The organism is Nonomuraea sp. NPDC048892, assembly GCF_040649735.1.
Taxonomy (GTDB): Bacteria; Actinomycetota; Actinomycetes; order Streptosporangiales; family Streptosporangiaceae; genus Nonomuraea; species Nonomuraea maheshkhaliensis.
In genome coordinates this window covers 21,477-45,711 of the sequence record NZ_JBEZFZ010000025.1, presented here as the reverse complement: position 1 = coordinate 45,711, position 24,235 = coordinate 21,477, and the positions used below count along the sequence as shown (strand labels likewise).

Annotated in this window: 20 protein-coding genes; 7 read left to right on the top strand and 13 right to left on the bottom strand. The window is 71.8% G+C overall.

Features of this window, described 5'->3' with window-relative positions; all coding sequences use genetic code 11:
* Window positions 1-4: 4 nt before the first annotated feature.
* Window positions 5-652, top strand: a complete 648-nt coding sequence (locus tag AB0C28_RS45020; RefSeq protein WP_358082032.1) for a response regulator transcription factor — start codon at window positions 5-7, stop codon at window positions 650-652.
* A 219-nt stretch (window positions 653-871) separates the two neighbouring features.
* On the opposite strand, the gene AB0C28_RS45015 is transcribed toward AB0C28_RS45020, so the two are convergent.
* Window positions 872-1,891, bottom strand: a complete 1,020-nt coding sequence (locus AB0C28_RS45015) for a substrate-binding domain-containing protein (RefSeq protein WP_357857429.1) — start codon at window positions 1,889-1,891, stop codon at window positions 872-874.
* Between the two features lie 334 nt (window positions 1,892-2,225).
* On the opposite strand from AB0C28_RS45015, the gene AB0C28_RS45010 reads away from it, so the two are divergent.
* Window positions 2,226-4,247, top strand: coding sequence for a beta-galactosidase (locus AB0C28_RS45010; RefSeq protein WP_358082029.1), 2,022 nt, complete (start codon window positions 2,226-2,228; stop codon window positions 4,245-4,247).
* A gap of 41 nt (window positions 4,248-4,288) precedes the next feature.
* On the opposite strand, the gene AB0C28_RS45005 is transcribed toward AB0C28_RS45010, so the two are convergent.
* The 5 genes from AB0C28_RS45005 to AB0C28_RS44985 all read right to left on the bottom strand — a co-directional run bounded on the left by AB0C28_RS45005 (window position 4,289) and on the right by AB0C28_RS44985 (window position 8,582).
* A complete protein-coding gene (locus AB0C28_RS45005) occupies window positions 4,289-4,795 on the bottom strand; it encodes a DUF6221 family protein (RefSeq protein ID WP_358082026.1) in 507 nt (168 codons plus the stop codon).
* A gap of 64 nt (window positions 4,796-4,859) precedes the next feature.
* Entirely contained in the window at window positions 4,860-5,729 is an 870-nt protein-coding gene (locus tag AB0C28_RS45000) for a TIGR02569 family protein (protein ID WP_358082023.1), read from the bottom strand.
* Entirely contained in the window at window positions 5,726-6,691 is a 966-nt protein-coding gene (gene add, locus AB0C28_RS44995) for an adenosine deaminase (RefSeq protein ID WP_358082020.1), read from the bottom strand. Before add ends, AB0C28_RS45000 begins: the two co-directional genes overlap by 4 nt.
* Window positions 6,692-6,736: 45 nt before the next feature.
* Window positions 6,737-7,435, bottom strand: coding sequence for a class I SAM-dependent methyltransferase (locus AB0C28_RS44990; RefSeq protein WP_358082157.1), 699 nt, complete (start codon window positions 7,433-7,435; stop codon window positions 6,737-6,739).
* Window positions 7,436-7,613: 178 nt separating this feature from the next.
* Window positions 7,614-8,582, bottom strand: a complete 969-nt coding sequence (locus AB0C28_RS44985) for an RNA polymerase sigma factor (RefSeq protein ID WP_357857413.1) — start codon at window positions 8,580-8,582, stop codon at window positions 7,614-7,616.
* A gap of 133 nt (window positions 8,583-8,715) precedes the next feature.
* Here AB0C28_RS44985 and AB0C28_RS44980 point away from each other — a divergent pair, with 133 nt between their 5' ends.
* On the top strand, window positions 8,716-9,423 hold the full coding sequence (locus AB0C28_RS44980; RefSeq protein ID WP_357857411.1) for a TetR family transcriptional regulator: 708 nt from the start codon (window positions 8,716-8,718) through the stop codon (window positions 9,421-9,423).
* 160 nt (window positions 9,424-9,583) lie between these two features.
* Here the strand turns inward: AB0C28_RS44980 and AB0C28_RS44975 are convergent, their stop codons facing one another.
* Complete coding sequence (locus AB0C28_RS44975) at window positions 9,584-11,014, bottom strand: wax ester/triacylglycerol synthase family O-acyltransferase (protein ID WP_357857408.1); 1,431 nt, start codon at window positions 11,012-11,014, stop codon at window positions 9,584-9,586.
* 25 nt (window positions 11,015-11,039) lie between these two features.
* Complete coding sequence (locus AB0C28_RS44970) at window positions 11,040-12,089, bottom strand: winged helix DNA-binding domain-containing protein (protein ID WP_358082018.1); 1,050 nt, start codon at window positions 12,087-12,089, stop codon at window positions 11,040-11,042.
* A gap of 9 nt (window positions 12,090-12,098) precedes the next feature.
* Here AB0C28_RS44970 and AB0C28_RS44965 point away from each other — a divergent pair, with 9 nt between their 5' ends.
* Window positions 12,099-13,277: a cysteine desulfurase-like protein gene (locus AB0C28_RS44965; RefSeq protein ID WP_357857402.1), complete on the top strand. Its 1,179-nt coding sequence runs from the start codon at window positions 12,099-12,101 to the stop codon at window positions 13,275-13,277.
* 83 nt (window positions 13,278-13,360) lie between these two features.
* Entirely contained in the window at window positions 13,361-14,050 is a 690-nt protein-coding gene (locus AB0C28_RS44960; RefSeq protein WP_358082016.1) for a DinB family protein, read from the top strand.
* Between the two features lie 212 nt (window positions 14,051-14,262).
* On the opposite strand, the gene AB0C28_RS44955 is transcribed toward AB0C28_RS44960, so the two are convergent.
* From AB0C28_RS44955 to AB0C28_RS44935, 5 genes are all read right to left on the bottom strand, one after another.
* Window positions 14,263-15,222 (bottom strand): EamA family transporter, encoded by a 960-nt coding sequence (locus AB0C28_RS44955; RefSeq protein WP_357857397.1) that lies wholly within the window; start codon window positions 15,220-15,222, stop codon window positions 14,263-14,265.
* Window positions 15,223-15,336: 114 nt separating this feature from the next.
* On the bottom strand, window positions 15,337-15,579 hold the full coding sequence (locus tag AB0C28_RS44950) for a hypothetical protein (RefSeq protein WP_357857394.1): 243 nt from the start codon (window positions 15,577-15,579) through the stop codon (window positions 15,337-15,339).
* A gap of 9 nt (window positions 15,580-15,588) precedes the next feature.
* Window positions 15,589-17,835 carry a hypothetical protein gene (locus AB0C28_RS44945; protein WP_358082013.1) on the bottom strand — a complete coding sequence of 749 codons (2,247 nt, stop codon included), beginning with the start codon at window positions 17,833-17,835 and terminating at the stop codon, window positions 15,589-15,591.
* Window positions 17,832-19,421: a peroxidase family protein gene (locus tag AB0C28_RS44940; protein WP_357857388.1), complete on the bottom strand. Its 1,590-nt coding sequence runs from the start codon at window positions 19,419-19,421 to the stop codon at window positions 17,832-17,834. Before AB0C28_RS44940 ends, AB0C28_RS44945 begins: the two co-directional genes overlap by 4 nt.
* On the bottom strand, window positions 19,418-20,734 hold the full coding sequence (locus AB0C28_RS44935) for a cytochrome P450 (protein WP_358082011.1): 1,317 nt from the start codon (window positions 20,732-20,734) through the stop codon (window positions 19,418-19,420). Before AB0C28_RS44935 ends, AB0C28_RS44940 begins: the two co-directional genes overlap by 4 nt.
* 212 nt (window positions 20,735-20,946) lie before the next feature.
* Between AB0C28_RS44935 and AB0C28_RS44930 the strand changes: the two genes are divergently transcribed.
* Both AB0C28_RS44930 and AB0C28_RS44925 read left to right on the top strand, forming a co-directional pair.
* The gene (locus AB0C28_RS44930) at window positions 20,947-21,942 is read left to right on the top strand and encodes an acyl-CoA desaturase (protein ID WP_358082008.1); all 996 of its coding nucleotides are present in this window, start codon (window positions 20,947-20,949) and stop codon (window positions 21,940-21,942) included.
* Between the two features lie 55 nt (window positions 21,943-21,997).
* On the top strand, window positions 21,998-24,235 hold the full coding sequence (locus AB0C28_RS44925; protein WP_358082006.1) for an Orn/Lys/Arg decarboxylase N-terminal domain-containing protein: 2,238 nt from the start codon (window positions 21,998-22,000) through the stop codon (window positions 24,233-24,235).

The window sequence follows — 24,235 nt, the reverse complement described above, 5'->3', positions numbered from 1 at the left end:
CCTCGTGATCCGAGTGGTGATCGTGGACGACGACCCGATGGTGCGCACCGGGCTGCGCCTGATTCTCGGCGGTGAGCCCGACCTCGACCTCGTGGGCGAGGCGGCCGACGGGAAGCGGGCCATGGCCGTGATCCGCGACCTGCGGCCCGACGTGGTGCTGATGGACATCCGCATGCCGGAGCAGGACGGCCTGACCACCACCGAGCTGCTGCTCTCCCGGCCGTCCCCGCCCCGCATCCTGGTGCTGACCACGTTCGACGCCGACGACATGGTGATGCGGGCGCTGCGGATCGGCGCCCACGGGTTCCTGCTGAAGGACACGCCGCCGCCGAAGATGATCGAGGCCGTGCGGGCGGTGGCGAAGGGCGAGCCGGTGCTGTCGCCGAGCGTCGCCCAGCAGGTGATCGCGGCGGCCACCGGCCGTTATGAGCCGCATCGTCCCGAGGCGGCCCGCGAGCTGGCCGCGCTCACCGAACGGGAGCGCGAGGTCGCGATCAAGGTGGCCAAGGGCAGCTCCAACGCCGAGATCGCGCGGGACCTGTCGGTGAGCGTGGCCACGGTGAAAGCCAACGTCACCCGCATCTTCGCCAAGCTGGGCACCGACAACCGGGTCCACGTGGCCAACAAGGTCCGCGACGCCGGCCTGCTCTGACCTCTCCCGGAGGCCCGCCCTTTCCGGAGGCCCGCCCTTTCCGGAGGCCCGCCCTTTCCTGAGGCCCGCCCTTTCCTGAGGCCCGCCTGCCGGGAGGCCGGCTTTCGCAGGCTCAGCGTCCTGAGGTCCGGTTTCCGGAGGCTCGCGTTCCGGAAACCGGCGCGGGCCGTTCGTCCGTACGCGCTAAGGACGTCCCCGGCGTGCCGGGCTCCCCGGTGATCAGGTCGGATCGGGGTGGAGCCGGGCGGTGCTGCCGCGGACGACGAGCGTGGTGGCGAGCTCGATGCGGGTGCCGGCGGGCCCTCGCGGGTGGGTCAGTTCCTCGGCGACGAGCCGTACCGCTTCGTTGGCCATGTCATCGAGCGGCTGGCGGACGGTGGTGAGCGGCGGCGAGAGCATGTCGCAGAGCATCGAGTCGTCGAACCCGACCACCGACAGCTCGCCGGGCACGCGGACGCCGCGCTCGGTGGCCGCCTGGTAGACGCCGGCGGCCTGGAGGTCGTTGCCGGCGAAGACGGCGGTGGGCGGGTCGTCGCGGTCGAGCAGGTCGCCGCCGATCTCCTTGCCACCGGTGACGAGGAAGTCGCCGTAGCGGGCGAGCGCGGGGTCGGAGTCGACGCCGAACGTACGGTGGGCGGCCAGGTAGCCCTCGTACCGGTCGAGCGTGCACTGGGTGTCGAGCGGCCCGCCGATGAAGCCGATCCGGGTGTGCCCCAGTTCCAGCAGGTGGGTGGTGGCCATGACGCCGCCCAGCCAGTTGGTGGCGCCGACCGAGGACAGGCGCGGGTCGCGCTGCCCGACCGGGTCGACCAGCACCAAGGGCACGTGCAGCAGCTCCTCGATGGCGGCGATCTCGCGCTGGTCGGCGCGGGAGAGCACGAGGACGATGCCGTCGGTGTTGCGCTTGCGCACCATCCCGATCCAGCGCCGCAGGTCGAAGTCGGAGCGCGCGGACGAGGTCACGGCCAGCGAGAACCCCCACCGCGCCGCCGCCTTCTCGGCCCCGCCGATGAGCACCTGCGCCCACGGTGAGCCGAGTCCTTCGATGAGCAGATCGACGACGCCGGCCCTGGGCCTGCTGGGCGGACGCGGCGCCTCGTAGCCGGAGGTTCTGACGGCTTCGAGCACCTTGTCCCTGGTGGCGGTGGAGACGTGTTTCTTGCCGCTCAGGACCTTGGAGACCGTGGGCACCGACACTCCGGCGGCCGCCGCGACGTCGGCCAGCGTGGCTCTGCGCACCGGACCTCCCGTTGTGCCGTGGTGCCGCGTCTCGACGGCACAGGAGCAGAAAACTTTCGGCGGTCGAGATCGGCCTGGGTCGACGTGCTGACCTGGCGGTGTCGCCGTAGGTCGAGGACTGTTGACAGTGCTACGAGCGGGAGCCTAGCGTAATGACCCGGCAATGTCACGGTCATTTTTCGGAAACACTTTCTGAAACTTTCTGATCCCGCAGAAGGGCATGACAGGGGCGGGGCCGAGCAGTTCTGTTAGCGCTATCAACGCCGGGGGCGCGTGCGCGAGGCGTGTCCGACTTGAGGACCGAAGAACCATGGGAGCCACCGAGATGTCACGCATGGAAGCCTTTCGCCAGCGCGTGGGCGGTTTCGCCTTCGGCGGGGACTACAACCCCGAGCAGTGGGACCGCTCGGTCTGGCGCGAGGACGTCCGCCTCATGCGCGAGGCCGGGGTCAACGCCGTCAGCCTGGGCGTCTTCGCGTGGGCCTCGCTGGAGCCGAAGCCGGGTACGTACGAGTTCGGCTGGCTGGACGAGGTCATGGACCTCCTCCACGACCACGGCGTCAGCGTCAACCTGGCCACCCCCACCGCGGCGCCGCCCGTCTGGCTCACACACCTGCACCCCGAGGTCTTCCCGATCAGGGAGGACGGGCAGCCGTTCGGCTTCGGCAACCGCCTGCACTACGACCCTTCGTCGCCGATCTACCGCGAGTACGCGGCCCGCATCACCACCAAGCTCGCCGAGCGTTACTCGTTCCATCCGGCGCTGGCGATGTGGCACATCAGCAACGAGTACGGGCCCACGTCGTTCGGCCCGGCGGCCGGGGCCGCGTTCCGGCGCTGGCTGCAGCGCAGGTACGGCGACCTCGACCGGCTGAACGAGGCGTGGACCACGCGGTTCTGGGGCCAGGTCTACACCGACTGGGAGCAGATCGACGTGCCGCACATCCCGCGTACGTGGATGAACCCCACCCGCCGGCTCGACTTCAAGCGCTTCACCTCGGACGCGCTGCTGGAGTGTTACCTCGCCGAGCGGGACATCGTGCGCTCCTACCGCGACGACGTCCCCGTCATGACGAACTTCATGCGCTTCTTCCGCCACGCCGACTACTGGAAGTGGGCGCCGGAGGAGGACGCGGCCGCGCTCGACATCTACCCCAACCCGGCCGAATCCGACTCGCACGTGTCGGCGGCCTTCAACTACGACCTGTTCCGCTCGCTCAAGGGCGGGCAGCCGTGGATGCTGATGGAGCAGTCCAGCAGCGCGGTCAGCCAGTGGCGGCTCAACGTGGTCAAGGAGCCGGGACGGATGCGGCTCGGGTCGCTGCAGGCGGTGTCGCGGGCGGCCGACTCGGTGATGTTCTTCCAGTGGCGGGCCAGCCGGGGCGGGCAGGAGCGCTTCCACTCGGCGATGCTGCCGCACTCCGGGCCCGATTCGCGTACGTTCCGCGAGATCAGCGACCTCGGGCGGGAGATGAAGCTGCTGGCCCCCGTGGCCGGTACGCGCTCGCAGGCGGAGATCGCGATCGTGTTCGACTGGGACGGCTGGTGGGGGCTGGAGGAGGTGTTCGGCCTGCCGCGCAGCGACTTCAGCTACACCGACACGGTCATGCGGCACTACACGCCGCTGTGGGAGCGGCATCACGCCGTGGACGTCGTTCCCCACGGGGGCCCGCTCGACGGGTACGGCGGGTACAAGGTGCTGATGGTGCCGAACGCGTACCTGATCGACGACGAAGGGGTGGCCAGGATCCACGAGTTCGCCCGTAACGGCGGAACGGTGATCATGTCGTTCTTCTCCGGCGTCGTGGACGCCGACAACCGGGTGCGGCCGGACGGGTATCCGGGAGCGTTCCGCGAGCTCATCGGGGCCAAGATCGACGAGTACTGGCCGGCCAGGCCGGACGAGGTGTTCGCCGTGTCCTTCGCCGACGGGGGCGCCGCGACCGCTACCTGGTGGCGTGATGACCTGCACCTGGAGGGCGGCACGGCGCTGGCGACGTACGCCGACGGGCTGCTCGCGGGACGGGCCGCCGTGGTCGAGAACCGGTACGGGGCCGGGCGGGTGGTCTACTTCGCGACGCTGCTGGAGCAGGATGCGTTCGACGACGTCGTGGCCCGGGTGGTGGCGGAGGCGGGGGTACGATCGCGCTTCGAGGGGGTGCCGGCGCACGTCGAATGCACGGTGCGGGGGGACGACGCGTACGAGTACGTGTTCCTGCTCAACCACAGCGCGGCCGACAGCGTGTCCGTGCCCGTCGGCGGGGAGGGGACGGACCTGCTCACCGGGGCTCCGGTGTCCGGCACGGTGTCACTGGCCCCGCTGGGCGCGTCGGTGATCCGGATCGCCTGCGGCTGACGGCGCAGGCGGGGACCCGGTCCCCGCCGTACCGCTCGCCTTCACGGCCGCCATTCGTCCCGGTAGCCGGGGTGGTCGGCGTAGGGGGCGGCGAGATCGCGCAGGTCCGGGCACGGCCATGGCTGTCCGTCGTACTGACAGCGGGGCGCGCCGTCCGGCCCGGCCTCGGACGGCGACCCCGCTCCGGACGGTGACTCGGCGTCCAGCGGCGGGCCGGCCTCTGCCGGCGGGGCCGGGGTGTGCCGGGCCAGGGTGCGGCGTCCGGCCTCCGTTGCGCGCAGGGTGCGTGCCGGGTCGTGGCCGGCGATGTACTCGGCGTCCTTGGCGGACTGCGCGTGCCCGGCGTCGCCGGTGATGCAGACGGCGCCGCGGAACAGCGACATGCCCCCGTAACCGACGAACTCCTGCCCGTTGGTCATGGTGACGAAGTCGTCGCCGTCGTACCACTCCTTGCCCGGGTCGTACGACCACGGGCCCGGCGTCGCGTCCCGTGCCCCGCGCTCGTCTTCGTCGAGCCGGGCCCGTATGAATGTGATCAGCTCGTCCATCAAGCCCCATTCTCCTCCGTACGGCGCCCAGCCGGGGCGAGCCGGAGCCCCGGCGTGAACGGGCTCAGCCGGCGTGGGCGAGCGCGACCTCGATCGCCGGGTGGTGGGCCGCGATCTCGTCCCGGGTCCAGCCCTCGGGCCCATGCACCAGGTCAAGGGTGACGATCCGGTAGATGAGCGCACGTATCAGCATCTGCCCCCATTCGGGCAGGTGAGCCCAGCGGTCCGCCAGCGCGGGAGTGGCGCCGTACCAGCACAGGGCGTCGGCGACCGCGACGGCCGCCGCCCACGAGGGTGGCCGCCAGTAGACGGGCCAGTCGATGATCGCCGGTGGCAGGCCGTCGGCGAACAACACGTTGCCGGGCAGGTCTCCGTGGACGGCCTGGCAGGGCAGGTCGACCGGGCGGCGGGCCCGTACGAGCGGCTCCAGCAGCCCCGCCGCCGCGCCGGGGACGGGCAACTCCTCCCAGGCCACGCGGTCGCCGTCGGTCCAGGGGTCCTCGCGCCGGTCGAGGAAGCCGGGTCTGGGCAGGTGCGCGATGGCCTCGTGGAAGGCGGCGCCGGTACGCAGCACGTCGTCCTGCCGCCGGACGTCGGGCACGCCGGGCACCATCCTGGTCGCCTCCCAGCCCTGGCTCACCCAGCCGCCACCGGACGCCTCGACGGGACGGGCCACCCGGAAGTGCGGCGATTCGGGCAATCCGGCGAGCACGCCGGCCCGCCAGAGCGTCTCGGGCAGGAAGCCGGCCTGCTTGAGCGCCAGATCGCCGGCCCGCCACGCCCCGCCCATCCACACCGGCTCCCTCACCGCCCCGAAGGCGGCGAGCACGTCCGGAGGCGGCGGCTCCTCCCCTTCCGGAGCGGCCATCCCCTCAGGCGCGGGCCGTTCGTCAGTGGGCCGTCCGGCGGAGGAGGGCAGGCCGTCCGGGGTCATGAGGCGCCCCCATCGTCCGGGGCCGCCAGCCAGGCGTTCACCCCGGCCCTGAGCTCGGCCTTCACGTCGAACGGGGCGAACGAGGCGTCGATGGAGGCATGGGCCAGATCGGCCAGGTCCGCGTCCCCATAGCCGAAGACGTCACGCAGCCGGGCGTACTCGTCGGCCAGCGCCGTCTCCCCGTCCGTGTTGATCGTGACCGTCAGCCCCGCCTCCCGCATCCGCGGCAGCGGATGCTCGGCCAGCGAAGGCACCAGCCCGAGCAGCACGTTGGAGGTGGGGCAGACCTCCAGGGGGACGCCGCGCTCGCTCAGCTCCGCCACGAGCTCGTCGTCGTCGAGCACCCGGATGCCGTGCCCGAGCCGCTCGGCTCGGCCCGGGCCGAGCGCATCGCGGATGCTGTCGGCCCCGGCCGACTCGCCCGCGTGGTGCACCAGGTTGAGCCGTGCGTCCCAGGCGGCGGCGAACACGTCGGTGAACGGGGCCAGCGGGTAGCTCTCGTCGCCCGCCAGCCCGATGCCGATCACCTGCTCGTGCCGGATGGCCAGCCGGTACGTCTGCCACAGCCGCTCCACCGGCCGCCGCCGGGAGTGGTCGAGCAGCACCCTGCAGTCGATCCCATAAAGCTCCCGCCCCTCGGCGAGCCCGTCGAGCACCGCCCGCAGCGGCATCTCAGGATCCCCCACACGCTCCCCGTGCGCGGCGGCGGTGAAGGTCACCTCGGCGTAGCGGGTGCCCTGGGCGGCCTCGTCTTCGCAGAACTCGACCGCGATCCGCCGGAAGTGCTCGGCCGTACGCAGGACCTCGCGCACCTTGGCCCGCTGGTCGGCGAACTCCCTGAAGGTCGCGAACGTCCCGCCGTGCTCGGGCGGGCCGCCCAGCTCGCGCACGGTCCGCGGGCGTACGGTGCTCTCCAGGTGAACGTGCAGGTGGGCCTTGGGCAGGGCACGGACATCTCTCACGTACGACGACCCTACGTGCTGCCGTAAACGCCGCGCACCTGGTTATCAGCCGGCCCGGCGCCGGGTGATGCGGATCTTCGACTGCTTGTGCCGGTTCTCCCAGTCCTCCATGAAGACCGCCCGCAGCCCGTGCTTCTCGGCCAGCGCGATGAGGGTCTCGGTGCGGTAGTAGAAGTCCTCCCGCAGTACCTGGTGCTCCTTGCCCTCGGTCCGGTCGAAGGTGAAGTCGAACCAGCCGTCCGGCTTCATGATCCGGCCCACGTGGGCGAAGCACTCCTCGATCACGTCGGGCGGGGAGTGGGAGAAGACGCTGTGCGCGTGAACGACGTCGAAGTACTCGTCGGGCAGGAAGGCGAAGCGCAGGTCGCGTACGGGGGTCAGGTAGGGCAGCTTGTCGCCCAGCCCGTGCTTGACGATCGTGTCCTGGGCCGCCATGAGGATGTCGGGCGAGATGTCGATGCCGTAGTAGTTGCCGGTGTAGAGGTAGCCGACGAACAGCCGTCCGGCCCGCAGGTTGCCGCAGCCGATCTCCAGCATGCGGCATTCGGGCTTGAGCCCGTGTTCGAGCAGGTAGTCGAACTGCAGCCGGCCCAGGGCCAGCCACCGCTTGTGGGTGTGGGACCCGACGGCGCCCTCGGGGTCACGGGCGGTGTCGGACTTCATGACCGCCCGGTAGTAGGCGACGTGGTCGCGCGTACGCAGCCTGAACCACGTGTCGCGGGCCAGCCGCCGCAGATGGGGCATGATCTTATGGGGGTTCTTGGTCGCGTACGTCACCTGGTGGACGAGGCTCGAACGGGAGCGTTTCACGCCTTGGAATGTAGGTCACCGTGGAGGGGGTCCATAGGGCAACGGCGACACTCTTGAGTTCCCGTTTGCGCAGCCTTTCAGTCCGCACCTCGTACCAAGCGGCGAGCCGGGGTCAGCTCAGGTAGTCGCGCAGCGCCAGCGACCGGGACGGATGGCGCAGTTTGGACATGGTCTTGGCCTCGATCTGGCGGATGCGCTCGCGGGTGACGCCGTAGATGCGGCCGATCTCGTCGAGGGTCATCGGCTTGCCGTCGTTGAGGCCGTACCGCATGCTGATCACCCCCGCCTCGCGCTCGGAGAGCTGGTCGAGCAGCGAGTGCAGTTGCTGCTGGAGCAGGGTGAAGGAGACGGCGTCGGCCGGGGAGACGGCCTCGGTGTCCTCGATGAGGTCGCCGAACTCGCTGTCGCCCTCCTCTCCCAGCGGCGTGTGCAGGGAGATCGGCTCGCGGCCGTAGCCCTGGATCTCGCTGACGCGGTCGACCTCGAGCTCGCACTCCGTGGCGATCTCCTCGGGGGTGGGCTCGCGGCCGAGCTCGCTCTGCAGGCGGCGCTGGGTGCGCGCGACCTTGTTGATCAGCTCCACCATGTGCACGGGGATGCGGATCGTCCTGGCCTGGTCGGCCATGGCCCTGGTGATGGCCTGCTTGATCCACCAGGTGGCGTAGGTGGAGAACTTGTAGCCGAGCCGGTAGTCGAACTTCTCGATCGTCCGGATCAGGCCGAGGTTGCCCTCCTGGATCAGGTCCAAGAAGAGCATGCCGCGCCCGGTGTAGCGCTTGGCGATGGACACCACCAGCCGCAGGTTGGCCTCCAGCATGCGGCGCTTGGCCTGCAAGCCGTCGGCGGCGATCCACTCCAGGTCGGCGCGCATCTCGTCGGACAGGCCCGCCTCGGTGTCGAGCCGCTCCCTGGCGAACAGGCCGGCCTCGATGCGCTTGGCCAGCTCGATCTCCTGCTCGGCGGTGAGCAGCGGCACCCGGCCGATCGCCTTGAGATAGACCTTGACCGAGTCGGCGCCGACGACCGCACCGCCCTCGGCAACGTTGTCGTCCAGTTCTAGAACCTCTGCTGCTTGGGACAAAACTCACTCCTCGCTCGCTTTGGGGGCTGTGGACGGCGACATAAACTTAGGTCGCACCCAACATTAGGTTGCCTTCAAAGAAGAGTCAACCTAAAATAAGGTCGAACCTAAAATTTTGTGGAAGACTGCGGCTATGAGCATCGACACCTTGGGCTTGAGGGAACAGAAGAAGCGAGAGACCAGGCAGGCCATCTCTGACCACGCTACCCAACTGTTCCTGGTGCGCGGCTTCGACCGGACCACCATCGCCGACATCGCGGCCGCCGCGAGGGTGGCCAAGATGACCGTGACGAACTACTTCCCGCGCAAGGAGGACCTGGCCCTCGACCACCATGAGGAGTTCGTGGCGGGCCTGGCGCGGGTGGTGGCGGGCCGGTCTTCCGGCGAGTCGGCGCTGGCGGCGGTGCGCCGGGAGTATCTGGCGGCGCTGGAGCGGCGTGACCCGGTCATCGGCTTCACCGGGCCCGCGTTCGCCCGGATGATCGCCGACAGCCCCACCCTGGTCGCGCGCCTGCGCGACCTGCACGAGCAGCGCGAGCTGGCGCTGGCCGCGCAGCTGACAGCGGAAGCCGAGGCGGCCGGAGGTGACCCGGTCGTGGCCCGCGCCGTGGCCGCCCAGCTCGCGGCGGCCGACCGTCTGCTCTTCCGTGACCTGCATGAACGCATGCTGGCCGCCCTCCCGCCGAGCTCCGGCGACCAGACAACCCCGCGCCAGGACGGCCAAGAGACGGACCAAGAGCGGGGCGACGACGACGAGGCGATCGCGAAGGCGCTGGACGGCACCGCGCGCCGGGTGTTCGGGCTGCTGGAGCCCGCGATCGGCGCGTACGCCGTCCGCTGAGCACACCGCCGGCCCGGTCAGCGCATCAGCCCTTCGCGCGACCTCACCCCGTACCCCTCTCCGCCGGACCCCGGCATCGTGCCCCTCCCTTGGTTCCCCCGCTCGCGCGGCCGAAAGCCTCTGGGCGCCAACCATTCGCGCTCAGGCCCGAGCGCGGGAGTCACCGCGGCGAGCCGGCCTCCGCCTCGCGCAGCTCGTCCAGGGCCTCGCGCAGGTCGCCGGCCAGCTCCCAGGCGTCCGGCACCATCTCCCTGTCGGTGACGACGCCGATGTCGAGCGAGCCGTCGTAGGAGAAGGCCGTGATGTTCACGCCGCCGGACACGTCTGTGATCACCGAGACGGGATAGTGGCTGAGCAGCCGCGCTCCGCACACGTACAGGGGGAACTGCGGCCCCGGCACGTTCGAGACGATCAGGTTGATCGGCGGCGCCGCCTGGCCCACGAGGTCGAACGCCGAGCGCGAGGCCAGCCCCATGAGCGCGGCCGGCATCGACTCGCTGAACTCGCGCAGCCAGCGCGCGGGAGACAGTGAGAAGCGGTCCTTGATCCGGTGCATGGCGTGCCGTACGTGGTACAACCGCTCGACGGGGTCGGCGAGGTGCACCGCCAGCGGCGCGGTCATGATCGCCACCTGGTTGCCCGGCCCCTCCTCACCGACGGCCCGCAGCGAGAACGGCACGCCCGCCACCAGCGGCTGGTGCGGCACGCCGCCGTGCGCGGCCAGCCACCGGCGCAGCCCGCCCGCGCACACGGCCATGACCACGTCGTTGACGGTCACCCCGAACGCCTTGCGTACCTGCTTGATCTCCTCCAGCGGCAGCGAGACGAACGCGAAGCGCCGGTGCGCCGACAGCGGCCCGCTGAACGGGGTCCGCGGCGCGGGCAGCACCGGCAGCTCCGGCACCCGGCCGCTGCCGGCCAGGCGGCGGGCCAGGCTGGAGACGGTCGCCGCGCCGGGAAGCCAGGAGATGACGGGGATCTCGTCCAGGTGCGGGATGGCCTGGGCGGCGAAGCGCACGGCGTGGGCGGGGTTGCCCGCCAGCCTGGTCAGGCCGCGCACCAGCATGCCGGCGGGCCCGGGCGGCGGCGGGTCGTGCTCGGGCTCGCCCTCGGGCGGCGGGGCGGGCTCGGGCGTCAGGTCGAGCAGCGCGGCCAGCACGTCGGCGCCGCCGACCCCGTCCACGGCCGCGTGGTGGATCTTCGTGTAGAGGCCCATGCGTCCGCCGGCCAGCCCGTGGATCAGGTAGATCTCCCACAGCGGGCGGCCGCGGTCGAGCCGGCGGGCGTGCAGGCGGGAGACCTGGTCGGCCAGCTGCCGCTCGTCGCCCGGCGGCGGCAGGCCGATCTCGCGTACGTGGTAGTCGAGGTCGAGGTCGTCCTCCTGGGTCCAGTACGGGTGGTCGAGCCCCAGCGGCACGGGCGCCAGCTTGCGCCGCATCGCGGGCACGTACGGGAGCCGCTGCTGGAGCAGGGCCTGAAGCTCGGCGCGGTTGACGTCCCGGTCGAGGATCGCCAGGCCGGCGATGTTGGCCGGGTTCGTGGCGGTCTCGAAGTGCAGGAACTGCGCGTCGAGGGCGGTCAGCTGCGGCATCGTCACACCTCCGTCCCCGAACCAATCAGACCGGATCCGCCAGTTCAAGCGAGCGCGTCGCCGCGTCGGGCTCGGCGAAGGCCAGCAGCCGCAGCCCCTCCTCCTCCAGCGGCTCCAGCCCGGCCGGTCCGAACGGGCTGACGAGCAGCCTGGCCTTCTTGCCCGACCGTCTGATCTGCCAGGTCCCGGCCGCGAACCCGTCGACCAGGTAGACGGCCCGCACCCGCAGGTTCTTGGTGACGACGAGGCTCTTGTACTCGTCGGCCAGCACCCGGGTCCGGTCCTCGTGGCCGAGGATCAGCGTGTCGAAGTCGGGCAGGAAGCGTACGGGCGCGGGCACGTCACCGCCCGGCCGCGGCGCCCCCGGCAGGTCGAACAGCTCCCTTCCGGCGAAGTCGGTCACCCTGTCCAGCTCCATACCCTCCATGACCTGGCGCAGTCCGCTCAGCCCCGACCAGGTCTGCACGTCGGCGGGGGTGGCCGGGCCGAAGGCGGCCAGGTAGCGCTCGATCAGGGCCGGCCTGCCCGCGGGCGCCGGTTCGATGCCGGGCAGCCCGAACGCCGCCTCGCGCGGGAAACTCCACCGGTCCGCGGTCGGCTCCATGATCAGCGGGGTGAGCATGCGGACGGCGTACCCGAGCGCGCGGTCGTACGTGCCGGGGAACTCCTCCAGCAGCCGGGGCCGCAGATCGTTGAACGTCATGGGCCCCGCCGCCAGCAGCCGGTCCGCGGCGGCCACCACCGCCGCGAAGTCGATCCCGTCGAAGCGCCGGGCCGCGGCGGCCAGCACGGGCGCCACCTCCGGCCGGAAGGCGGCGAAGTCCGCCGCCGTCACCAGGTGCAGCGTGGCCCGCCACAGGGTGGCCCGGACCAGCGTGCGCGCGTGCAGCGCCGCGTGGAGGTGGTCGCGCTCGAACCCCTCCAGCCGGGTCCACACCCCCAGGTAGGGCGGGCGCGGCTCCTGGGCCTGCAGCCCGGCCAGCCGGTGCACGACGTCGGTCGCGTCCCCCTGGTGACGGGAGAGAAGATGCTGACGGGCCAGCGTGGCACGGTTGAGGTCGCGGAGGCTGAGCATCTACATATCATGCCCTTCCCCATTAAAGAGGTACGCGCCACGTACCCCGCGCTGTCCGACGGTTACGCCTATCTCGACGGCGCGGCCGGCACGCAGACCCCCCGGCCCGTGATCGACGCCATCGCCACCGCCTACCGGACGGGGATCGGCAACGTGGGCGGCGCCTTCCCGGCCAGCCACCGCTCCGACGCCATCGTGGCCGCCTGCCGCGCCGCCGTGGCCGACCTGGTCGGCGGCGATCCCGGCGGCGTCATCCTCGGCCCCAACATGACCACGCTCACCTACCGCCTGGCCGGGGCCATCGCCGGTCCCGGGGACGAGGTGGTGCTCTCCCGGCTCGACCACGACGCCAACGTGCGGCCATGGACGCAGATCGGCGCCACCGTACGCTGGGCCGAGGTGGACCCGGTCACCGGCGAGCTGCCGGTCGAGCAGTACGCCGATCTGATCAACGAGCGCACCCGGGTGGTCGCGGTCACCGCGGCCAGCAACATCCTCGGCACCCGCCCCGACGTGCCCGCCATCGCCGAGCTGGCGCACCGGGCCGGCGCGCTGATGTACGTGGACGGCGTGCACGCCACTCCGCACGGCCCGGTGGACATGCGGGCGCTGGGCGCGGACTTCTACGCCACGAGCGCGTACAAGTGGTCGGGACCGCACATCGGCGCGGTGATCGCCGACCCGGCGCTGCTGGAGACGATCAGGCCGGACAAGCTGGCCTCCTCGCCCGACACGGTGCCGGAGCGGTTCGAGACGGGGACTGCGGCCTTCGCCGACCTCGACGGGGTGACCGCCGCCGTGGACCACCTGGCCGCGATGGTGCCGGGCACGGGCAGCCGCCGCGAACGCCTGCTGGCCTCGATGAGCGCCGCCGAGGAGTACGAGACTGCGCTGTTCTCCGTGCTCCTCGGGGAGCTGGAGACGATGTCGCACGTCACCTTGTACGGCAAACCGGCCAGGCGCACCGCCACCGTGTACTTCAACGTGGCCGGGCACACCCCGCGCCAGGTGGCCGAGCACCTGGCCAAGCGGGGCGTCAACGTGTGGAACGGGCACAACTACGCCTGGGAGCTGACCGGCGTGCTGGGCATCCGCGACACGGGCGGGGCGGTGCGCGCGGGCCTGGCCCACTACAACGCCCGCTCCGACGTCGACCGGCTCCTGGAAGGGGTGGCCCGCCTGGCCTGAACGCGCCCTACCTCAACGCGCCCTACCTGAACGCTGGCGGATCCGGAAGCGGATCGTCCTGAACCTGTCCTAACGTGACGGCCATGACCTCCGATTTCCACGAGCAGGACCTGGCAGGGGCATGCTTCGAGGGCGTGACCCTGTCAGGCGCCACCTTCCGCAAGGTGTCGCTGGACGGCGCGAGCATGCGGTCGGTCGACTTCTCCGGCGCGCGGATCCGCGGCGCCCTGTTCAAGGACACCCGGCTGCGCGGCGTCGAGTTGGTCGACGTCGAGATCAGCGGCGAGCTGGGCCGCGTCGTCGTGAACGGCGTGGACATCGCGCCGCTGGTCGACGCCGAGCTGAACCGCCGCATGCCGGACCGGGCGAAGATGCGGCCCGCCGACGCCGACGGCTTCCGCGAGGCCTGGGCGATCCTGGAACGGCTGTGGTCGGAGACCGTGGCCCGGGCCAGGACGTTCCCGGAGGATTCGCTGCACCGCGAGGTCGACGACGAGTGGTCCTTCATCCAGACCCTGCGCCACCTCAACTTCGCCACCGGCGCCTGGGCGGGACGGATGATCCTCGGCGACCTCTCGCCGTGGCACCCACTGGACCTGCCGTGGGACGAGGCGCCGCAGTGGGGCGGCTTTCCGTGGGACCGCGCGGCCCGGCCCTCGCTCGACGAGGTGCTCGCGATCCGCGGCGAACGCCAGGCCATGGTCCGGGGCGTCATGGAGTCACTCACCGACGAGCAGCTCGCCTCCGAGGTCTCGCGCACCGAGCCGGGCTGACCGCAGGCCGAGAGCTTCCCGTTCAAGAACTGCCTGCGCATCATCCTCAACGAGGAGTGGGAGCACCGGCTCTACGCCGAACGCGACCTGACCGTCATGGAGAAGGAGAGCTCGGGACAGGCGCCCGTCCCGGAGGACAAGGACTGACCTTCGACCTGGAGAAGGACTGGAGAAGGGCTGGGGGCGGGCTCCGTTCTTGAAGAGGGCCGGGGCTAGCGGCGAGCCGCGGCCGGCCGCCGGGGGGCGCCCAGGCCGGTGGCGGTCTGGGCCAGCAACGCGCCCGACAGCAGGATCAGCCCGCCCACGATCTGGAACCCGCCCAGCCTCTCCCCCACCAGCGCCCAGGCCACCACCGCCCCGCCGACGACCTCCAGCGATGCCACGGTGACGGCCACGGCGGCCGACAGCCGCCGCACGGCGTTGACGCCCATGATGTACGCGATCACGGTCGCGACCAGCACCATCCACAGGTACGCCAGCAGCACGGGCAGCCGCTGGCCCCCGGCGGCGGGCGTGACGGACACCGTGAACGCCTCCCACGGCATCGCCCAGGGCCGCGCGAACGGGATCAGCACCACGGCCGCCCCCGTCATCCCCCAGGCGACGAGGCCGAGCGGATCCATCTCCGCCCCGAAGCCATCGTTCATCAGGAAATATCCGGCGGAGCACGCCGCCGCCAGCAGCCCCAGCACCAGACCGAGCGCGTCGAGCCGCACCTCCTGCCACACCTCGGCGACGATCCCGAGGCCCACGATCGCGACGACCGCCCCGGCGTACGCGGCGGGCGCCGGCCGGGCCCTGCGTACCAGCCGCACCCAGGCCACCACCATCACCGGCGCCAGGTAGACCAGGAGCAGCGCGATCCCCACCGGCAGGCGCGTGATCGCGGCGAAGTACAGGGACTGCACGCCGGCCACCGCCATGACCGCGTACAGACCGACGAACGCCACCCTGGAGCGCGGGATCCGCAGCGCCCGCGGCCTGACCACGGCCAGCACCGCCACGAGCAGCAGCCCCGCGCCCGCCATCCGCGCCCACACCGCCTCCATCGGCGCCAGTCCGGCGGCGTCGAGGTATTTGGCCATCGGCCCGGAGAAAGCGAAGCACCATGAGGACCCGAGCGCGAGCGCCAGCCCGGCGTACCGCACCCCCATCACCTGCCCTGACATCATGTCCAGCGACGCTGACACATCGGGCACCGGCCAAGCAATCGGATATCGCCGCCCTGGTCTTCAACGGTTCTCCGGTGGCCCCACGGCGCGTCTATGGTGGCTCGCCTGCTCGGCTCAGAGGTTCGTTCGCTCGGCGTAGGCGCTCAGGTGGCGGACGGCCGTACGCAGGTCGGCGGCGGCGGTCACGCAAGCGGCGTGGTGAGTGCGCACCGCCGCGCGCAGCCAAGGCGGCGCCGCGCCGGCCGCCTCCAAGGCCGCCTCGATCGCGCGCAGACGCTCGGCGCAGGCGGTGAGGATCTGCGCGTCCGCGCGCAGAACCTCGGCGTGGGCGGCGATCGCACTCTGTCCGGCGGTCATGGCGTCCTCTCAGGCGGTCGGCACGGGAACAGCGGCATCCCGGATCGTCTGGCGAGTGGCGGCCGACAGGCACAGCAGCGGGCGGGCGCCGTCGACCCCCAGCTCGCGCAGCCGCCGGGCCAGCGGATGGGCAGAGCAGGGTTCGACGGTCAGCCGCAACGATGGCGCGGGGTGCAGCCGGGCGAGCCCCCACGCCCGTACGGACGAACGCAGCAGAGCACCGGCTTCTCCCGCGTAACCCACCAGGCCGGGATCGGACAAGGGCAGTCCGGCGCCCAGCCTCCCCTCCAGCGTGAGGATCCCGTCGGCGACGACCAGCACCGACCGAACACTTGGCCCGCCACCGCGCCGCACGTCCAGGGTCGTCAGGTACGTCTCACCGCCCCACAGCCGGGGACCGAGCTCACGCACCATCGGAGTGTCGACCGCCGTGCCGAGCAGGAAATCGCCGGACCGGCGCAGCTCCGCCCTACGGAGCAAGCCTCCCCAGCCCGGCCAGACGGGCCGGCGCAGGGGGTGGCGGTGGCCTGGGCCGTGGACCGCGATGCCGATCTGCACCTCGCGGTGGCCGCCCACGCTGCTGTGCCGGTTCCAGGCGGCGTGCACGCCGGCCAGAGCCCGTCCCGCCACCAGCACGGGAACGAGACCGGTGCCCTCCAGCAGCCGCACCGCCACCGCCGGGCGGGCGGCGAAGTACGCGGTGAGGGCGGAGCCGTCCCGGCACCGGATCGGCAGGTCAGCGGGGGTGCCCGAGATCTCGACCGGGTGCGTGGGCACGGTCAGGAAGGGGAACTCCCCTGGGTCCGGTGGCCGGTCGAACAGCAGGTACGCCTGGGAGCGCACGACCGGCCCGTGGAAGGGCTTCAGCCGTTCGTCGATGTGCTCGCGTTCCTCGGGCAGGTCGTCGGCGAGGTTGGCCAGGTAGTGCTCGATGCCGTGGCAGAGCGGGAACAGGTGGGTGGAGTCGGTGTAGTCGACGACGTACCAGCCGGGGTGCAGGTCGAAGCAGGTGCCGGCGCCCTGGCCGTCGAGGGTGGGGATGAGGTCGTGCTGGTTGGTGACGCTGGCCACCCAGGTCCCCGGGTCTGCGGGCCGTTTGAAGTCGACCGGCGAGCCGACGGCGATGGCGTGGGTGACGCGGTGGCGGGCGCAGAAGCCGGGGTCCTGTGCAAGGTTCATGATCGCCGCCCCGCCCGCGCTGTGCCCGACGAGCGCGAGCTCGGCGTCCGGGGGCAGCCCGTAGTCGGCGACCGCTTCGGCCAGGGCGCGGCTGTAGGGGCTGCTGTCCAGGACGGCGCTGCTGAACGCGCCGAGCAGGTCCTGGGGCGAACGCCCGTCGGGGCGTCCCACCCGCATGCCGGGCGCCTGGAGGAGGTGGCGGATCACTCCGTCAGGGCCTTCGACGCTCTGGATGAGGGCCCGCCCGGTGGTGCCGATCGTGGCGATGTTGCCCAGAACGCCCAGCAGCGACCCCCGCGTGCTCAGCCGGGCCGACTCGTCCGGGGTCAGCTCGGTCCGGCGGGCGGCTCCTTCGCCGAGGTCGAGGAGGGCGACGGCCCTGTTGCTCAGGCCCATGACGGGGTCGGCGGTGGCGAAGCCTCTCCCGGTGGCGATCAGCCAGGCGGTGGCGTCGTTGAGCGGGTTCTCGTCCAGCAACGCCCGCAGCGCGAGCACCTCGCCGAAGACGGGGGCCAGGAGGCTGAGCGCCCGCACCGCACCGCGGTCTTTGAGCAGGGCACGCAGCGCACGTACGGCCTCCAGGTCCCGATCCGATGCGGCGGCCTCGATGAGCCGGGCCGCCAAGGGGTCCTCGGCCAGTTCTGGGTGATCGACGGCCACGGCGGCCACCCGCAGCCGCAGCGAGGTGGCCAGCACCCGAACGGCCAGGCTCTCGGCCCCTAACATCCCCCCGACCTTGGCGACCAAAGTGATGAGCATGGTGCCGCCGGTCGGGGCGGTGACCGGCGCGGCTCCGGTAGGCGGCGTGGTGGTGCGGGTGCCGGTGAGGGCGTATCCGAGGCCCTGCCTGTGCGTGGCAGCCCGCAGCAGCGCCCGGTAGGCGGAGCGGCCCGCAGTGGGGACGTGCGGCAGGGCGCGGATCAGCGCGACGTCGGTGAGGGCGGCGGTGGTGTGCGCCGCCGCGTCCTGGATGGCGATCCCGATGTCCACGAGCTCGCGCGAGGCGGCGCGCAACGACCCCGCCGGGTCACCGCCGTCATTCGTGGCGGAACACGGTGCTTCGTCGCCGCTGTTCATGGGCGTGGCTGCTGGGACATGCTGACGAAGCGTGGGGCCGGGTCCTCCGGGGTGTTGCGGCGGACCACGTCGGCGAGGCTGCGGGTGGCGGCGATGACGCGGATGCCGTACGGGGAGAAGGTGGCGGCGTTGAAGACGCGCGGGGCCAGGAGCGGGTTGGTGAGGGCCTGGGAGAAGGCGTCGATGGCAATGATCTTGGTGAGGAGCGGGGGCAGGATGGCGTCGGGTGACCCGGGTTCCTCGGCGAAGAGGCCGACGTACAGGTCGATGTCGTCCACGTCGCGATAAAGCTCCCGCAACGCACCACTGACCCGCCGATCACCGGTGATGTGCTCGAAGCGGCGCACCGCCGGGAAGCGGCAGTGCCGGCGGTAGCTGTTGTACGGGGCCAGCCCGAGCGCCCTGGACTCGGCGATGCTGGCCGTCTCGATCGGGTGCAGGACGGGGTCGGTGTTGAACAGGCCGATGCGGCCGGCCCGCTGGGCGGAGGCGTCCTCGAAGAGGCGGGCCAGGCCGGCCGGCGGGATCAGCGGCCCGGCCAGCAGGGTCTCGGCCATCGGCAGCTCGCGCCCGCCCACCGACAGCCGCGACGGGATCAGGCTGTGCCAGCGGTAGACGAGGTTGAACTCCACCGACGCCCAGTTCTCGCGGTGCCACGGCGCGCGGGCCAGCGCCGCCGACAGCCGGGGGTCCAGGGTGAAGCGGAAGTGGTAGGGGGTGATGTGGTTGATGTACTCCTCGACGACCAGTTTGATCAGCAGCACGATGAGGACGTTGCGGGCCGTCTGGAAAAGCCGTTCGTCGTCCCAGCGCGGATGGCGCCGGGCCAGCAGCCGGGCGACCCGGTTGTGCTCGCGCAGGAACAGCACCGTGAGCATGGTGAAGCCGATCTGGATGTTGCCCCGGTCGCTGCCGGTGGCGAACAGGGTGTCGCGTTGGGCGTCGGTGAGTTCGTCGAACTGGATGACGCTCAGCGGGGCGAACTCCGGTTTGATCTTGCCGTGTTCGCACAGGTAGGGCGGGAACTCGCCGCCGTCGATGAGCTGGCTCTTGAGCAGCCCGCCTTCCAGCGTGCGCAGCGCGGTGGTGGCCGCCGCGTTGAGTCCGTACACCTGGTTCAGGTCGATGTGGTGGTTGGAGCTGTTCTTGCGCGGGTCGCGCGGCACGTTGGCGTCGCTGCGCAGGAACCCGTCGGTGAACCATTGGGCGAAGTACGCGAACAGCACCGTGGAGCGCCGGCACGGGATCATGGACTCGCCGCGGGCGAACAGGCCGGCCGCGACCTCGGGGGCGGGCAGGCGATCCTCGTCGGCGTTTACCGGCGGCAGGTGTCTGCCGCTGTAGGTGCGGTCGGTGAGCGAGGCCCATGAGGTGTAGTCGGCCATCGTGCTCAGCGGCTCCGGTCGCGGCGGCATCTCGCGGACCGCGTGGTCGATCAGCGTGGCGTTGAGCCGGCGGCGTACCGGCGGGCACTTCTGCACCAGGTCCCAGAACGGCCGGCCGTTGGTCAGGGCGAGGAATCTGAGCCGGTTCGCCAGGCCGTCCGTGGAGATGCCGCGCGCGCTTGCCGGATCTTCCAGCGTCATCGGTCCTCCCCCGTTTCGACGCCGGTTCCGAGGACGAACGAGTCGGGGAAGATGCCCAGGGAACGCTCGACCCGGCCTCGCGGTGGCGGCAGCAGGCGTACGCCGGGGCGCAGCAGCAGGCGGCGTACGGTCTCGGCGATCACGGGGCCGGCCACGTGCACGCCGAGGCACGCGTGGTGGCCCGAGCCGAAGAACAGCCGGTGGTGGCGGGGACGGCCGAGGCGGAACTCCTCGGGCCGCGGCACCACGTCCGCGTCGAACATCGCCGAGGCCGGCGCCGCGAGCACGAACGTGCCCGCGGGGATCATCGTGCTGCGCGGGGTGCCGGCGGCCAGGACGTGATCGCGCTCGCAGATCCGGGGAATCAGCTTGAAGAACGGGCTGAACCGCAGCGCCTCCCACACGTACGGGTCGAACCGTTCGGGGTCGGGGGCGGCGGCCACGGCCCGCGCGAGCACGTCGGGGCGCAGCAGGAGCTGTTCGACCGCTTCCACCATGGCCCCCGGCGCGCTCTCCACGAAGCCCAGCGGCATGCCCGCCATGTTGGTCACGACGCGTTCGTCGGTCAGGCCGGCGCCGGCGGGCAGGGACGAGCGGACCAGGCGGGTGAAGACGTCGTCGGCCAGGTCGCGTCCGGCCTCCAGGTCGGCCCGGTGCCGGGCGAGGCGGTCGCGCAGGTAGGCGATCAGTTCGGCGCCCGCCTGCTCGGACGCGGCCCGCATCGCCGGGTCGCCGAGGAAGTTGGCGAAGCCGTCGGCGACGATGGCGCGCGTCCATCGTGACAGGGTGGCCGTGTCCGGGCCGGGGACGCCGAAGTAGCGTGCGCACACGCCGAGGGCGACGGGACGGAACAACGCGCCGACCGCCTCCACGCCCCCATCCGGATCCCCGCCTGAGAGGGCCGCGTCGAGGAGGTCGTCGGCGAGGTGGCCGGTCAGCTCGCGTACGCGGGCCGCGTCGCCCGGGTCGAGGATGGCCTGCATCAGGCCCTTCTCCCGCCAGTTCATCGGCGTGGCGTCCCGGCCCAGCATGAACGGCGCGCCGAGGGCGGCGTCGAGGCGTGGGCCGAACGCGCGCACCGAGAAGACCTCCTCGTGGCCGAGCACCTCGGTGACGTCGGCGAAGCGGGTCACGACCGTGAAGGCGGGGGTGACGAAGACGGGCCGCCTTTCGCGCAGCTCGGCGAACAGGTTGCGCCAGTCGGTCCGCATCCACTCCCTGACCAGCCCGAACGCCGCCATCGGGTCATGGGCCAGAGCCTGCTCGTACGCCTCCAGGTAGCCGCCCGTGGTCGTCTGTTCGACAGCACCCATTGCGCAGACCTCCACCGATACCGGAACGAACAGACATGATCACACTGTGCATTCACAATCTAAGGAGGGCGCCCGGCTTTCCTTCATGGCTACGGCGCGCATTCTTTTGCCTCCCGAGAGTAACCGATCCGTCACTGCCGGGACATTGCCGTGCTCCGGGGGGCTGCCCCTTCAATAGGGGCCTCATCTCTTGTCGCACCCGTGGGGGGAACGTGACGTCACCCATGCCGGGCCGGGCGGAGGCGGGCGGGGCGGAGACGGTGCCGGTCACCACCGGCCGCCGCGCGGCCTACCTGGTCGTCCTGATCGTGCTGCCCGTGCTGCTGCCGGTGCTCGCGATCCCGGCCGCCTGGGGCTGGGGCGTGGGCCCGCGTGACCTGGTCATCGCGGTCGTGATGTACCTGGTGAGCATCTTCGGGATCGCCATCGGCTACCACCGGCTGTTCACCCACCGCGCGTTCAAGGCGAACCGGCCGCTGCGGCTGGCGCTCATGCTGGCCGGCGGGATGGCCGTGGAGGGCTCGGTGACGCTGTGGGCCGCCGAGCACCGCCGCCACCACAAGTACGCCGACCGCGAGGGCGACCCGCACTCGCCGTGGCGTTACGGCGACAGCGGCCTGGCGCTGCTGCGCGGCATGCTGCACGCGCACATCGGCTGGTTCTACACGGCCCGCCGCCGCTCCAGCCGCGCGCACTGGGTGCCCGACCTGCTGGCCGACCCCGACGTGCGGCGCTTCGACGCCGCCTATCCGCTGGTCGTGCTGCTGTCGTTCGCGCTGCCCGCCGCCGCGGGCGGGCTGTGGTCGATGTCGTGGGCGGGCGCGTGGAGAGCGTTCGTGTGGGGCGGTCTGGTGCGGTACGCCGTGGTGCACCACGTCACCTGGTCGGTGAACTCGATCGCCCACACCTTCGGCGAGCGCCCGTTCCGTACCAGGGACCGCTCGTCCAACGTGCGGTGGGTGGCGATGCTGACGCTCGGCGAGGGCTGGCACAACTGGCACCACGTGGAGCCCGCGTGCGCCCGCCACGGCGTGCTCAAGGGCCAGCTCGACCCGAGCGCGCGGCTGATCCGCTGGTTCGAGCGGGCGGGCTGGGCCCACGACGTGCGCTGGCCCCGCGCCGACCGCCTGACCGGCCGCCTGGCCGCCCGGACCACCGATCCTGCGCAAGGCCGGGTCGCCGACCGAGGCGCGGGCCCTCCGTCCTGAAACCGTCGCGGTCCCCCGCCTCAAATCTCATCGTCCCCCCGGCCATGGAGCTCGCATGGAACGAACGGTTCTCGCCGCGATCGCGGAGCGTCCCGACGCCGACACGGCGCTCGCCGAGCAGGTCCGCCGCGTCGGCGCGGCGATGGGCCGGCTCGGCGTGCAGCTGCGCTGGACCTACCGGGTCCAGGACGCGCTGGCGGTGATCGGCTCGGACGCCTCGCTCGCCGGGATGCTGGCCGACTGGGACGCGCCGGGCGCCGAGCGGAGCCTGGAGGCGGTCCTGCGGCGCTTCCGCGGCCTGCCGGTCTTCCTCATGACCGCCGAGCAGGAGCTCCCCCTGTGGGTGTACGAGGTCATCCAGGGCTTCGTCTTCCCGCTGGAGGACACGCCCGACTTCATCGCCGGGCGCATCGTGCACGCCACCGAGGAGTACGCCGACCGCATCCTGCCGCCGTTCTTCCGCGCGCTGCGCGACCTCCAGGACCACCACCAGTACTCCTGGCACACCCCTGCGCACGCGGGCGGGGTCGCGTTCCTGAAGTCCCCCGTCGGGCGGGCGTTCTTCGACTTCTACGGCGAGCGCCTGCTACGTACCGATCTGTCCATCTCCGTCCCCGAGCTCGGCTCGCCGCTGGAGCACACCGGCCCGGTCGGGGAGGCCGAACGCAACGCCGCCCGCGTGTTCGGCGCCGACCGCACCTTCTTCGTGATGAACGGCAACGCCACCGCCAACCGCGTCGTCGGCCATCACGCGGTCGCCCGCGACGAGACCGCCCTGGTCGACCGCAACTGCCACAAGTCGCTCCAGCACGCGATGACGATCAGCGGCGCCCGCCCGCTCTACCTGGTGCCCGAGCGCAACGGCCTGGGCCTGGCCGGTCCCATCCAACCTGCGGCGCTCGATCCGGCCACGCTGCGTGCCCGGCTGGCCCGCCATCCCCTCTCCGGGACCGACCCGGTCTACGCCGTGATCACCAACTCCACCTACGACGGGCTCTGCTACGACGCCGTACGGGTCGCGGAGCTGCTCGGCGAGAGCGTTCCCCGGGTGCACTTCGACGAGGCGTGGTTCGCCTACGCCCGGTTCCACCCGCTGTACGCCCGCCGCTACGGCATGGCCGTGGACGAGGAGACGCTGCCGGGGCCGGGCCGTCCCACGGTGTTCGCCACCCAGTCCACGCACAAGCTGCTGGCGGCGCTGTCGCAGTCGGCGATGCTGCACGTCAGGCCGGCCGAGCGGGCACCGGTGGACTACGAGCGGCTCAACGCTACGTACCTGATGCACTGCTCCACCTCGCCGCTCTACCCGATGATCGCCTCCCTGGACGTGGCGGCGGGCATGATGGACGGGCCGTCGGGGCCGTACCTGGTGGGCGAGGCCGTCACGGAGGCGGTGCGCTTCCGCCAGGCCATGGTGCGGCTGGCCGGGCGCATCAGGGAGGACGGGCGGCGGCCCGACTGGTACTTCGGCGTCTGGCAGCCCTCGCACGTCACCGACCCCGTCACCGGCCGGGCGGTGCCGTTCGCCGAGGCCGACCCGGTCCGGCTGGCCACGGATCCGGCCTGCTGGGTGCTGGAGCCCGGCGCCGCCTGGCACGGCTTCGAAGGGCTGAGCGACGGCTACTGCCTGCTCGACCCCGTGAAGGTGACCATCGTCTGCCCGGGGGCCGACGCGGTGGCGGGCACGCTCGGCTGGGGCATCCCCGCCCGGATCGTCGCCGCCTACCTGCGGCGGCGCGGCATCGTGGTGGAGAAGACCGGCGACCACACGCTGCTGGTGCTCTTCTCCATGGGCATCACGAAGGGCAAGTGGGGCACGCTGATCGATGCGCTCACCGACTTCAAGCGCGCCTACGACGACGACCTGCCGCTGGCCGAGGTGCTGCCGGGCTTCGGCCCGCCGGCGACCACGCTGCGCCGCTTCTGCACCGACGTGCACGAGCGGCTGCGCGCGCTCGGGCTCGGCGAGCTGGTCAACGCGATCTTCACCGACCTGCCGGAGCCGGTGCGCACCCCGGCCGAGAGCTATCAGGCGCTGATCCGCTCGCGTACGGAGCGCGTGCCGCTCGACCGCCTGGCCGGCAGCGTGTGCGCCGCCATCGTCGTCGTCACACCGCCGGGCATCCCCATGCTGATGCCCGGCGAGGCGGCCGGGCCCGCCGACGGGCCGCTGATCACGTACCTGCGGGCGTTGGAGGAGTTCGACCGCTGCTTCCCCGACCTCGCCACCGACATTCACGGCGCGCACCGCGACGGCGAGGGCCGCTATCACATCGAGGTCGAGGCCGGTTGA